This window comes from Acinetobacter sp. ANC 4654 (assembly GCF_002135425.1).
Lineage (GTDB): Bacteria > Pseudomonadota > Gammaproteobacteria > Pseudomonadales > Moraxellaceae > Acinetobacter > Acinetobacter kyonggiensis.
Genome location: NZ_NEGL01000022.1, coordinates 1 through 12,570 on the forward strand (window position 1 = coordinate 1; position 12,570 = coordinate 12,570).

The following is a 12,570-nucleotide window of genomic DNA, read 5'->3' on the forward strand; positions in this document are numbered from 1 at the left end:
CGCTGCATAATTTCACGTGGACACGGACTACCCGCCATAATGCCTGTACGCAAGCTAGACAAATCGAACTCATCGAACTGTTCATGTTCAAGCAATGCAATAAACATGGTCGGAACACCATAAGCAGCGGTACATTTTTCTTGCTGAATCGTTTTGAGTGTATCGAGTGGATTAAACACTGCTGATGGATAAATCATGGCAGAACCATGCGTAATACAGGCTAAATTGCCCATCACCATGCCAAAACAGTGGAATAAAGGCACAGAAATACAAACGCGGTCTTGTGGTGTTAAATGAATGGCTTCACCAACAAAATATCCATTATTTAAAATATTATTGTGAGTCAGCATGGTCCCTTTGGGATTGCCTGTGGTGCCAGACGTGAATTGGATATTAATGGTTTCATCAAACTGAAGATCTGCGGCAATTGCCTGTAACTGGTCGAGCTGTACGGGTGTGGGTTCGGGCAATAAATCCGCAAAACGATGAATGCCAGCATAAGCCTCTTCATCAATTTTAATGATATGTTTCAAATGCGGTAATCGTTTGGCCGATACTAACTTACTGGTCGATTGCGTAATTTCAGGAGCAATTTTGGTTAAAATTTCCTGATAATTGCTGCTTTTAAATTGTGATGCAATTACCAATGCCTTACAGGACACTTTATTGAGTACATATTCAAGCTCACTGCTTTTATATGCAGGATTTAAATTGACTAAAATAATACCAGCTTTAAATGCTGCAAATTGGGTAATGGTCCATTCCACACAATTGGGTGACCAAATCGCAATTCTATCGCCCTTTTCCAAGCCTAATTTAAGCAGACTACAGGCAAAGGCATTCACTTGTGCCTGCAACTGCTTATAGCTTAAACGTACATTTTGATGCACGCTGACGACAGCATCCTGATTCGCATACTGCTGACAGGCTTGGTCAAACTTTTCACCAATCGTCATCCCCAGTAAGGGTTGACTGCTTGTTCCATAGGCATAACTTAACCGTACTTGTGCCATTGAATCACTCTCCTTGATTCTTTGTAATTATGATTCTTTCACTTTAATTGTTAATTGTTTTGACTTAGGACGCCTTTCCCAAACAGCACTACTTTTGTGTTTAACCGCTTACTTCTCCTCTGCTATGCATACTCCACTGACACAAAAATCGGCAATTTGTTTGACAAAATAATCCTTATAAGTCTGATCAAACATGACATTTTTTGATGGATTTAACGGTTCAATGACCACGAAAGTCATTGCGCCCACCACACACAGCGCTGCGGTGTTTAAATCTTCAAAGCCAAATTCACCATTGATTTTTCCTTCGGCAAGAATTTGGTTAATACTTTGTTTAATCAGTTGTTTACTGCGAAAACGCTCATGTTCTATCAACGGATCGACAGGTTCAAACATCAACGAATACGACAGTTGTGGACTGTTTAGAGCACGTTTAACAAAAGTGGTCACTGCCTTGTGTAATTTTTGCTTTGCTGAAAGTTCACTGGCAGCAATGGCGTTCAGAATCTGAATTTCATGCTGGATGGCCTCTGCTAAAATTTCAATTAACACCTGACTCTTGTTATCGAAATAACGATAAACCAGACCACTTGATACGCCTGCACGTTCAGCAATCGCCTGTATTTGCGCATCTTTAAATCCACCTTGAGCAATCAATTCACGTGCGGATTGCAAAATCGTCTGACGATTTTGTTCCATACGCTCCTGCATCAATGATGATCTTTTATAACTCATAATCGTATTCTCAACCAGATAAAATGAATTGTAAATCATTTTGTGAATTTTGATTCACTTTTTTGTAAAATCGTTGTATGGTAAAAATCAAGCACAATAAAAATGCTTTTTGGAACAACAAATATAACCATCAGGATGAATGAAGAAATGAATCTGCAAAGTTTAAATTTCGGTTTGGATGAAACCTTACTTGCCCTTCGTGATTCAATCGCTGTATTTTGTGCAAAGGAAATTGCACCAATTGCTCAGCAAGTTGACCGAGACAATAAATTCCCTGCTCACCTATGGAAAAAATTTGGTGATATGGGTTTGTTGGGTCTAACGGTTGATGAGGAATACGGTGGTACTAACCTTGGTTATTTAGCCCATATTCTGGCAATGCAGGAAATTTCCCGTGCATCCGCCTCTATTGGCTTGTCATACGGTGCACATTCTAACTTATGTATTAATCAGATTAAGCGTAATGGTTCAGAGGAACAAAAAAAACGCTATCTGCCTAAACTGGTTTCAGGTGATTTTGTCGGGGCACTTGCCATGTCGGAACCGAATGCTGGTTCAGACGTGGTGAGCATGAAATTAAAAGCTGAAGATCATGGCGACCACTATGTGCTCAATGGCTCAAAAATGTGGATTACCAACGGTGGCGATGCAGATGTCTTGGTGGTGTATGCCAAAACAGATCTGAAAGCTGGTGCAAAAGGCATGACTGCTTTTCTGGTAGAAAAAGATATGTCTGGTTTTAGTCATGGTACACATCTGGATAAATTGGGCATGCGCGGCTCAAATACTTATCCGCTATTTTTCGATAATGTTGCGGTGCCTAAAGAAAATATATTGGGCGGCGTTGGCAATGGCACCAAAGTTCTCATGAGCGGTCTGGACTATGAACGTGCTGTTTTAAGTGCGGGACCACTGGGCATTATGGATGCCTGTCTAGATACAGTGATTCCCTACATTCATGACCGTAAACAATTCGGTCAGGCTTTGGGTGAATTTCAGTTGATGCAAGGCAAAATTGCCGATATGTATTCGACATGGCTGGCCTGCAAAGCGCTTGTATATGCTGTGGGTGCTGAATGTGACAAAGCGGAACATAGCCGCAGTTTGCGTAAAGATGCTGCCAGCGCAATTTTATATGCTGCGGAAAAAGCCACATGGATGGCAGGTGAAACCATACAAACCTTAGGTGGCAATGGTTATATCAATGAATTTGCCGCAGGTCGTTTATGGCGCGATGCCAAACTGTATGAGATTGGTGCAGGAACTTCTGAAATCCGTCGTATGTTAATTGGTCGTGAACTGTTTAACGAAACTAAATAAAACATTTTTAGCATTAACAGGGATGTTCAGAATGAATATATTACAAAGCAAAATTAATATCCGCAGTGATGATTTTAAAATCAATCAGGCTGCCATGCAGATACTGGTCGATGACTTAAAACAAAAAGCACAACAGATTGCATTGGGTGGTGGTGAAAAAGCCCGTGAAAAACATTTAGCGCGTGGCAAACTGTTACCCCGTGAGCGAGTCGATCATCTGATTGATACAGGCACAGCATTTTTAGAAATTGGACAGTTGGCTGCCTATCAAGTCTATGCCGATGATGTCCCTGCTGCTGGTGTCATTGCAGGTGTTGGGCAAGTCAATGGCGTGACTTGCATGATTGTTGCCAATGATGCGACTGTTAAAGGCGGAACCTACTATCCGCTGACGGTTAAAAAGCATTTGCGCGCGCAGGAAATTGCAGAACAGAACCATTTGCCGTGCATTTATCTGGTCGATTCAGGCGGCGCTTACCTGCCGATGCAGGATGAAGTTTTCCCTGACCGTGATCATTTCGGACGCATTTTCTACAATCAAGCACGGATGTCGAGCCAAGGCATTGCACAAATTGCCGTGGTGATGGGCAGCTGTACAGCAGGTGGCGCTTATGTGCCTGCTATGTCGGACGAAACCATTATTGTCCGCAATCAAGGTACAATTTTCTTGGGTGGCCCGCCTTTGGTGAAAGCAGCAACAGGTGAAGTTGTCAGCAGTGAAGACTTAGGTGGTGGTGATGTACATACACGCTTATCTGGTGTAGCGGATCATTTGGCTGAAAATGATGAACATGCCCTCGCGATTGCCCGTAACATTGTGACAAACCTGAATAAAAAACCAAATAAAACCGCAGCTGAAATTGAAGCGCCGTTATTTGATGCAAAAGAGCTGTACGGCATTGTACCAAGTGATGCGCGTAAACCCTTTGATGTGCGTGAAGTGATTGCCCGTATTGTTGATGGTTCTCGTTTTGATGAGTTTAAAGCGCGTTTTGGTACTACCTTAATCACTGGCTTTGCTGAACTTTTTGGTATGAAAGTCGGCATCATTGCCAATAACGGGATTCTGTTTTCAGAGTCTGCGCAAAAAGGCGCGCACTTTATTGAACTATGTACCCAGCGCAATATTCCATTGCTGTTCATTCAAAACATTACCGGCTTTATGGTTGGTCGCCAGTATGAAAATGAAGGCATTGCCAAAAATGGCGCCAAACTGGTGATGGCTGTTGCCAATGCCAACGTGCCTAAACTGACTTTAGTGATCGGCGGCTCTTTTGGTGCAGGCAACTACGGCATGTGCGGTCGTGCTTATTCCCCACGTTTTCTCTGGACTTGGCCAAATTCACGTATTTCCGTGATGGGCGGTGAACAAGCATCAAGCGTATTATCGACTTTAAAACGCGATCAAATTGAACAAAAAGGTGAAACTTGGTCGGCAGAACAAGAAGATCAATTTAAACAGCCAATCCGCGATCAATACGAACGTCAAGGGCATCCTTACTATGCATCATCACGACTTTGGGATGATGGCGTGATCGATCCTGCACAAACGCGTCATGTATTGAGTCTGAGCTTAGCCGCGGCAATGAATGCACCTATTGTACCGACTAAATTTGGCGTATTCCGCATGTAAGAGGATGAAAAAATGACCTATCAATTTTTACAGCTCGAACAGGCTAATCAGGTTGCAACAGTTTGGATTAACCGTGCCGAACTGCACAATGCCTTCAATACCGCCGTCATTGAAGAATTGCAGCACTGCTTTAGCTATTTAAATGCGCAGGATGATGTGCGTGTGGTGGTATTGGCGGGACGCGGCAAAAGTTTTTCCGCAGGTGCTGATCTAAACTGGATGAAACAGGCCGGACAAGCTTCGCAGCAAGACAATGAAGCCGATGCACTAAAATTGGCAAAAATGCTGCAAAGCCTTGCCTGCTTAAGACAACCAACTATTGCACGCGTACATGGCATTGCTTTTGGTGGCGGCATGGGGCTGGCTTCGGCTTGCGATATTTGCATTGCCAGTACTGATGCAAAGTTTTCAACCTCTGAAGTTCGCCTAGGTTTAGCGCCATCGACTATTAGCCCTTATGTGATTCGTGCCATTGGTGCACGTCAGGCTTCGCGTTATTTCTTAACTGCAGAACGTATTTCAGCAGAACAGGCCAAAAATATTGGCTTAGCGCATGAAGTTACTTTGCCAGAACAACTCGACAGCAAATTGGATGAAATTATACAAGCGCTGTTGCTGGGTGGCCCTCAAGCACAAGCATCTTCTAAACAACTGATTCAAATGGTGGATCAACAGATTTTAACAGAACAACTGCTGCTGCAAACTGCACAACATATTGCCCATGTGCGTCAGGGAAATGAGGCTAAAAATGGCTTAAATGCGTTTTTAGATAAACAAAGTCCTTCTTGGATCAAGACAACAGCATAACAACTATAAGGAAATGACGATGTTTCAAAAGATTCTCATTGCAAACCGTGGTGAAATTGCCTGCCGCGTGATCCGAAGCGCAAAAAAATTAGGCATTGCAACGGTTGCTGTATATTCAGATGCAGACGCTAATGCTCAGCACGTTAAGTTAGCAGATGAAGCGATTTATATTGGCGAATCCCCTGCTGCACAAAGTTATTTACAAGGCGAACGTATTATTCAGGCGGCACTGGATACAGGTGCACAGGCGATTCATCCCGGCTATGGTTTTTTGTCAGAAAATGATCAATTTGCATTGGCATGTCAGCAAAATAACATTACCTTCATTGGCCCACCTGTCGCAGCCATTCTGGCGATGGGTTTAAAAGCCACCTCTAAAACCCTGATGGAAAAAGCGGGTGTGCCCCTCACTCCGGGTTATCACGGTACTAATCAGGACATCAATTTTTTAAAACAACAAGCAGATGCCATTGGCTATCCAGTACTGATTAAAGCCAGTGCGGGCGGCGGCGGTAAAGGCATGCGCTTAGTAGAACGCGGTGAGGATTTCCTCAGTTCGCTTAGTTCTTGTAAAAGCGAAGCCAAATCGAGCTTCGGCAATGATGAAGTGTTGATTGAACGCTACGTGATTAATCCGCGCCATATCGAAGTTCAAGTTTTTGGTGACTCACATGGCAACTATGTGCATTTATTTGAACGTGATTGTTCGGTACAGCGCCGTCATCAAAAAGTGCTTGAAGAAGCGCCAGCGCCATTGGTATCACAAGACAAACTCGATGCCATGCGCCAAGCTGCGATTGATGCCGCTCGTGCAGTCGATTATGTTGGTGCAGGCACGGTGGAATTTATTGTTGAACAAGACGGTACAGCGTATTTCATGGAAATGAATACCCGTTTGCAAGTCGAGCATCCAGTGACTGAAATGATTACTGGTGTGGACTTGGTCGAATGGCAGCTTCGTGTAGCTTTTGGCGAGCCATTGCCAAAACAGCAAGATCAATTGTGTATTCATGGTCATGCCATTGAAGCCCGCGTGTATGCAGAAGAACCTGAAAAAGGCTTCTTGCCTGCTATTGGTCAAATCAGCTATTTGCATTATCCAGAGCAAAATCAATTTGTACGCGTTGACAGCGGCATTGTTGAAGGCGATGAAATCAGCACCTATTATGACCCGATGATCGCCAAACTCATTGTCTGGGGTGAAAACCGTGAAGCAGCACTGGTACAGATGCACCATGCTTTAGGTCAGTTTCATGTCGAAGGTTTGGGCAATAATATTGCTTTTCTTGACCGCATTGTGCGCTGTGATTCCTTTAAACAGGCGCAATTAGATACTAATTTGATTCAACGTGAAGATGCTTTTTTATTTCCAACGGCACACAGCATTGCACCCCAATTGGTAATCACCGCTGCATTGACTGAATTGCTGTCCCGTTTTAGCCAAAATAAAACCGCCAGTAATCCAGTCTGGCAGACTGAGTCACTTTGGCGCATCAATATTAACAGTAACTATTGCTTAAAATTAATGCTGGATGAGCAGCCTGTTCAGGTTCGCTTCACAGCTGAAAATGATGCATTTATTGCCGAATATCAGGACCATAAATATCGTATTGCTGGAGAAATCCTCAGTAGAAATAGCATTCAAATTAAAATGGATGGCAAACAAGATAAATTTGCCTTTAGCCGAAATAGTCAGGGCGTAACGCTGTTTAAAGACAGTCAAAGCTATAAGTTTGCTTATCCTAGCCAAAAATTCTCTGCCGATGAGACACAAAGTACCGACGCGAATTTAAAAGCCCCTATGCCGGGTGTGATTACCCAAGTTTTAGTGGCTTTAAATGAACAGGTCAAAAAAGATGATGTGCTGATGACACTTGAAGCCATGAAAATGGAATATGCCATTCGTGCTCCGCATGATGGCATGATCAGCTCTTGGTATTTTCAGGTCGGTGATCAGGTCAAAGCGGGTGATGAACTGGTGGAGTTTCAGTCTTTGGAGCAAGTTGCATGAGTGAATTTGTCAAAATAGTGGAAGTTGGTCCACGTGATGGTTTGCAAAATGAAAAGACCCCGCTCACATTGGAACAACGTAAAGCCCTTATTTTAGATTTGATGAAAACCGGCCTAAAGTCGATTGAAGTCGGTTCCTGTGTTTCGGCAAAATGGGTACCACAAATGGCCGAAAGCGATGTGCTTTTTACCCAATTGCCCAAAAACCTCAATATTCAGTTCAGCCTGCTTACTCCGAATTTAAAGGGCTTTGAAGCTGCACGTGCTGTGGGCTGTCAGGAGGTTGCGGTCTTTACCGCAGCTTCTGAAAGTTTCACCCAAAAGAATATCAATTGTTCAATTGACGAAAGTTTGGAAAAATTTTCAGATGTGATGGCAGCTGCTAAAGCCAGCAATATTAAAGTCCGTGGCTATGTCTCTTGCATGGTCGATTGCCCTTATGAAGGTGCAATTGATCCTCAGCGTGTTTCCAAAGTCAGCAAACGTTTATTGGATATGGGCTGCTATGAAGTTTCTTTAGGTGAAACGATTGGCACAGCTACACCTGATCGAGTCAAAAAGGTTTGGGACGTGTGTTTGGCTGAAATGGATAGTCGTTTTTTAGCGGGTCATTTCCATAATACCTATGGCATGGCCATTGCCAACATCTATCAATCCTTAACGCAAGGTATCCGTGTATTTGATTCATCCATTGCTGGCTTAGGCGGTTGTCCCTATGCCAAAGGTGCATCGGGTAATGTCTCAACTGAAGACTTGTATTACCTGCTGTCTAAAATGGGTTTTGAAACTGGTATCCATTTAGATGCTTTAATGCATGCCAGTCAAAATATCAGCCAAGTGTTAAATCGCCCCAATCCATCCAACTATGCCAATGCCTATTGGCAAACCCGTTGTGCTTAAAGCTAAATTGGCATAATTTTATTAAAAATCATGCCAAAAATGATTCTATTCATATTTAAAACCAAAATGTCATTACAAATGAATGACGTTGTCAACAAAAATAGAGGTATCGGATGCCGAATAAAGTCTATGCAAGTGCAAATGCTGCATTACAGGATATTGTAAAAGATGGTCAAACCTTGGCAGTTGGCGGTTTTGGCTTATGTGGTATTCCTGAAGCATTAATTGTTGCATTGCAACAAACTGGAGCCAAACAACTGACCTGTATTTCCAACAATGCTGGAGTTGATGGTTTTGGTTTAGGTATTTTGCTGGAAACCAAACAAATTAAAAAAATGATTTCATCCTACGTGGGTGAAAACAAAGAATTTGAACGTCAGTATTTAAATGGCGAATTAGAAGTTGAATTGACCCCGCAAGGTACTTTGGCTGAAAAACTTCGTGCAGGTGGTGCAGGCATTCCTGCCTTTTTTACCCCTACGGGTGTCGGAACATTGATTGCTGAAGGCAAAGAAATTCGTAAATTTAACGGTCAGGACTTTATTCTAGAAGAATCTTTAACCGCAGACATTGCGCTGGTTAAAGCCTATAAAGCGGACAAAGCAGGCAATCTCATTTTCCGTAAGACAGCACAAAACTTTAATCCAGTTTGTGCTATGGCAGGAAAAATTAGTATTGCTGAAGTGGAAGAAATTGTTGAAATTGGCGATTTAGATCCAGATGAAATCCATTTACCAGGCATTTATATCAACCGCATTGTGCTCAATGCACATCCTGAAAAACGCATTGAACAAATGACATTGAAAACGGAGGTATAAACAATGGCTTGGACACGTAATGAAATGGCACAGCGCGCTGCACTTGAGCTTGAAGATGGTTTTTATGTCAATTTAGGCATTGGTTTACCGACACTTGTTGCTAATTATATTCCTGAACATATTAATGTTTGGCTACAATCTGAAAATGGCTTGCTCGGCATTGGAGAATTTCCAACTGCTGATACCATAGATGCCGATTTAATCAATGCAGGCAAACAAACCGTTACAGCACGTAAAGGCGCAGCATTTTTTTCCAGCGCAGAATCTTTTGCGATGATTCGTGGTGGACATGTCAATATTGCGATTTTGGGTGCAATGGAAGTATCTGAAACGGGCGATCTTGCCAATTGGATGATTCCGGGTAAAAAAGTTAAAGGTATGGGCGGCGCGATGGATCTAGTTGCTGGTGTACAAAAAGTGGTGATCTTGATGGAGCACTGCGCAAAAGATGGAACGCCAAAAATTGTCGGGCAATGCAGCCTACCTTTAACAGGTAAAGGTGTGGTTCATCGTATTATTACCGATTTAGCCGTTATGGATATCGCTGAACATGGCGTTAAGCTGGTGGAGCTTGCCCAAGGTGTTAGTTTTGAAGATATTCAGAAAGTCACAGGGGTAAACCTAATTCAATAATTGGTTTGCACGACTCATTCCATACTTCCCTATCAAATTGGTCACAACTTGATAGGGAATTTTTTTGGCGCAGATATGGCAAATAAAAATGGATTTTGAGTATGGATAGTTCTTTAAATATATTGCGAAAATTTGTCTTGAGAGTCATTGGCTAATTAGAAAAATAGTTTCTGGAGATTACTCCGCTTAGGATGTTAATTGTAGTAAGTTTAATATTTCTTAAACATGATATAAACCTTGTTGCTATTCATTTATTTTTAATAGATATTTTTCGATTTTTTTTGTTGAGTTTTATTTTATTCTAATAAGAATTTAATTAATTACCATTTTTAAAAAATATTATTTTGCTTAGGCTATTTTGTAGTGGCTTAAATATACGATTAAAAACATTTATTAGATTTCTCTCATAAGTCATTTTTTGATCAATTCAAATCATTCGTAAAACTAAAAAGGTTTTGGTCTTGCGTAGCAAGTGTTACTCATCAACCTTTCAAAAATAGAAATAATACTTAGGCAAAGGCATAAAAATTGAATTAATTAAATGAGGTAGTGCTGATTTTAAAAAATCGTATATTGAACATTTTTTGATTTACGTAAGTTATCTATTAAAAAAATCATTATTTATTTTAACTACTTAGGATAAAATCCCTGTTTTTATATTGCTAGATGAATAAAATTATGATGTCGGAATAAAGAGTGATATTTAATTTTACTTAGGCTAATTTTAATGATCAGTTTATTTTAATGACATTACTAATAGGCATATCAAGAAGCATATCCCCTACCAAAGAACCTACAATACAACACTGTATTTTGTGTACTTAAAACCGTCAAAATATTTCCACAATACGATCAAAATAGCGGTAAAAAGATACGGCTTAAAATCTAATTTGATTACTAAGATTTATAGTATTGAGTTGGGCATAAATGAGTGATGAAAGAAATTTATTCAATAAAAAGCCTGAAACTTATTTTATAGATGATACTCATCAATCATTAAAAATAAGTTTCAGGCTATAAAGTTATTTAACCAATTTATTCTTTAAGTGGTTGTTCTATGTAGTTTACATCTTCTTCTACTGTACTTTTAGAGCTACTTAATACCGCATCAGAACGATTATGATTGATAAACGACAATGCCACTGCGCCAATTAAACCTGCCGCTGCAATCACCATGAAGTTTTGTTCAATCGGTAGATTTAACGCAACAATGAAACCAATCAATACTGGTGAAAGAATTGCACCCATACGACCAATACCCGCTGCCATACCAATACCTGTAGCACGAATCCCACTTGGATAGAATTGACCGCAATATGCATAAGCTACAATTTGAGCACCAGTTGTACATGCACCCACCATACCGATGTTGAAATACAACACTTCAATTGGCATTGGCAAGGTCATCATATACAAGAACACACTGCCCAACCCATACATACAAACCAGAACCCATTTAATATGGAAACGGTCTGCCAATCCTCCACCGATAATACAGCCTGCAACTGCACCGACATTTAATGCAATGACAAAACTTAAGGCAGAACCTAAGGTATAACCCGACATTGCCATCAATTTGGTTAACCATGTGCTTAAAGCATAAACCATGAATAGGCCAGTAAAATAAGCTCCCCAGAACATTAAGGTACTAAATGAACGACCCTCTTTAAAGAGTTGAACCATCGGGGTGTGTTCATTATCTGCTTTTATGGTTTGGGTAAATTCAACCGAAATATTCATTTGAATAGTTGGGTTGATGTCCTTAACTACTTTTTGTAAATCTTGCTGATTTTGACGTTTTAATAAATAAGCCAAAGATTCAGGCATTGATTTTATAATAAATGGCAGTAATAAAACAGGAACACCCGCAGCAAAAAACACCACTTGCCAGCCAAATTCAACAATGAATTGCTTACCAATAACCGCTGCTAAAATACCGCCAATGGCATAACCGGAGAACATAAATGTGGTCATTAAACTGCGGATTTTTTTAGGAGAATACTCAGTCATTTGGGCAACAATATTCGGCATTACCCCTCCAATGCCTAATCCAGCGATAAAACGCAAAATACTAAAGGTGACTGGGTCATTGGCTAAACCAGCAGCTGCGGTAAAAATACTGAATAAAAACACACAAATTGCGATGGTCAATCGGCGGCCAATTTTATCCGACAATGCACCTAGAAATATGGCGCCAAACATCATGCCGAAAAGTGCAGAACTGGCCATAAAACCAGCGGTCGAGGCAGTCACACCCATTTCAGTCATAATAGAGGGCAAGGCAGCTCCAGCAACTGCAATATCATATCCGTCGATAATAATAATGATAAAACACCAAGCTAGCACTTTTGCATGAAACTTATTAAATTTCGCTTCATCTGCAACTTTATGTACATCTATGTACTGCATAATCATCTCCTTGATATTTATGATCATTACATTAATTGTTCTAAATATTTTTAGAAAAAATCAATTTTTGAGTTTTCCTAATTTTTATCCATTTTTTAAAAAACTATGCTTATTCTCATCAGAGATTTTTTCGATTTAAAATTCTTCAAGCTATTTTAATTAGGGAATCCATTTCCATTTAATTTTTTGATCTGGTCTATACCCCATCTAAAACATCGAATAAGTAAACAAACTAATTACAAAGCCAATATATGTCAACAGCATTACATATATTTTTTTAATTTATTTTTTT

Annotated in this window: 10 protein-coding genes; 7 read left to right on the forward strand and 3 right to left on the reverse strand. The window is 40.6% G+C overall.

Going from position 1 to position 12,570, the window contains the following annotated elements; genetic code table 11:
• Positions 1 to 1,013 (reverse strand): AMP-binding protein (locus B9T24_RS16670; protein WP_143223769.1); only part of this gene is annotated, 1,013 nt, incomplete at its 3' end.
• Positions 1,014 to 1,121: 108 nt separating this feature from the next.
• Positions 1,122 to 1,748, reverse strand: coding sequence for a TetR/AcrR family transcriptional regulator (locus tag B9T24_RS16675; protein ID WP_074944392.1), 627 nt, complete (start codon positions 1,746 to 1,748; stop codon positions 1,122 to 1,124).
• Between the two features lie 147 nt (positions 1,749 to 1,895).
• On the opposite strand from B9T24_RS16675, the gene B9T24_RS16680 reads away from it, so the two are divergent.
• The 7 genes from B9T24_RS16680 to B9T24_RS16710 all read left to right on the forward strand — a co-directional run bounded on the left by B9T24_RS16680 (position 1,896) and on the right by B9T24_RS16710 (position 9,869).
• Positions 1,896 to 3,068 (forward strand): isovaleryl-CoA dehydrogenase, encoded by a 1,173-nt coding sequence (locus B9T24_RS16680; protein ID WP_086166834.1) that lies wholly within the window; start codon positions 1,896 to 1,898, stop codon positions 3,066 to 3,068.
• A 31-nt stretch (positions 3,069 to 3,099) separates the two neighbouring features.
• Positions 3,100 to 4,701, forward strand: coding sequence for a carboxyl transferase domain-containing protein (locus B9T24_RS16685; protein ID WP_086166827.1), 1,602 nt, complete (start codon positions 3,100 to 3,102; stop codon positions 4,699 to 4,701).
• Between the two features lie 12 nt (positions 4,702 to 4,713).
• Positions 4,714 to 5,508, forward strand: a complete 795-nt coding sequence (locus B9T24_RS16690; protein WP_086166828.1) for an enoyl-CoA hydratase/isomerase family protein — start codon at positions 4,714 to 4,716, stop codon at positions 5,506 to 5,508.
• A 19-nt stretch (positions 5,509 to 5,527) separates the two neighbouring features.
• A complete protein-coding gene (locus tag B9T24_RS16695; protein ID WP_086166829.1) occupies positions 5,528 to 7,519 on the forward strand; it encodes an acetyl/propionyl/methylcrotonyl-CoA carboxylase subunit alpha in 1,992 nt (663 codons plus the stop codon).
• Positions 7,516 to 8,418, forward strand: a complete 903-nt coding sequence (locus B9T24_RS16700) for a hydroxymethylglutaryl-CoA lyase (protein ID WP_086166830.1) — start codon at positions 7,516 to 7,518, stop codon at positions 8,416 to 8,418. Before B9T24_RS16695 ends, B9T24_RS16700 begins: the two co-directional genes overlap by 4 nt.
• Before the next feature lie 113 nt (positions 8,419 to 8,531).
• Positions 8,532 to 9,236 carry a CoA transferase subunit A gene (locus tag B9T24_RS16705; protein WP_086166831.1) on the forward strand — a complete coding sequence of 235 codons (705 nt, stop codon included), beginning with the start codon at positions 8,532 to 8,534 and terminating at the stop codon, positions 9,234 to 9,236.
• A 3-nt stretch (positions 9,237 to 9,239) separates the two neighbouring features.
• Positions 9,240 to 9,869: a CoA transferase subunit B gene (locus B9T24_RS16710; RefSeq protein ID WP_086166832.1), complete on the forward strand. Its 630-nt coding sequence runs from the start codon at positions 9,240 to 9,242 to the stop codon at positions 9,867 to 9,869.
• 1,035 nt (positions 9,870 to 10,904) lie between these two features.
• On the opposite strand, the gene B9T24_RS16715 is transcribed toward B9T24_RS16710, so the two are convergent.
• Positions 10,905 to 12,278, reverse strand: a complete 1,374-nt coding sequence (locus B9T24_RS16715; RefSeq protein ID WP_086166833.1) for an MFS transporter — start codon at positions 12,276 to 12,278, stop codon at positions 10,905 to 10,907.
• Between the last annotated feature and the right edge of the window lie 292 nt (positions 12,279 to 12,570).

Bases quoted from the DNA above. Each gene is read 5' to 3' on its own strand.
- B9T24_RS16695 (WP_086166829.1), top strand. From the start codon at position 5,528: ATGTTTCAAAAGATTCTCATTGCAAACCGTGGTGAAATTGCCTGCCGC.
- B9T24_RS16680 (WP_086166834.1), top strand. From the start codon at position 1,896: ATGAATCTGCAAAGTTTAAATTTCGGTTTGGATGAAACCTTACTTGCC.
- B9T24_RS16710 (WP_086166832.1), top strand. From the start codon at position 9,240: ATGGCTTGGACACGTAATGAAATGGCACAGCGCGCTGCACTTGAGCTT.
- B9T24_RS16685 (WP_086166827.1), top strand. From the start codon at position 3,100: ATGAATATATTACAAAGCAAAATTAATATCCGCAGTGATGATTTTAAA.
- B9T24_RS16705 (WP_086166831.1), top strand. From the start codon at position 8,532: ATGCCGAATAAAGTCTATGCAAGTGCAAATGCTGCATTACAGGATATT.
- B9T24_RS16675 (WP_074944392.1), bottom strand. From the start codon at position 1,748: ATGAGTTATAAAAGATCATCATTGATGCAGGAGCGTATGGAACAAAAT.
- B9T24_RS16715 (WP_086166833.1), bottom strand. From the start codon at position 12,278: ATGCAGTACATAGATGTACATAAAGTTGCAGATGAAGCGAAATTTAAT.
- B9T24_RS16690 (WP_086166828.1), top strand. From the start codon at position 4,714: ATGACCTATCAATTTTTACAGCTCGAACAGGCTAATCAGGTTGCAACA.
- B9T24_RS16700 (WP_086166830.1), top strand. From the start codon at position 7,516: ATGAGTGAATTTGTCAAAATAGTGGAAGTTGGTCCACGTGATGGTTTG.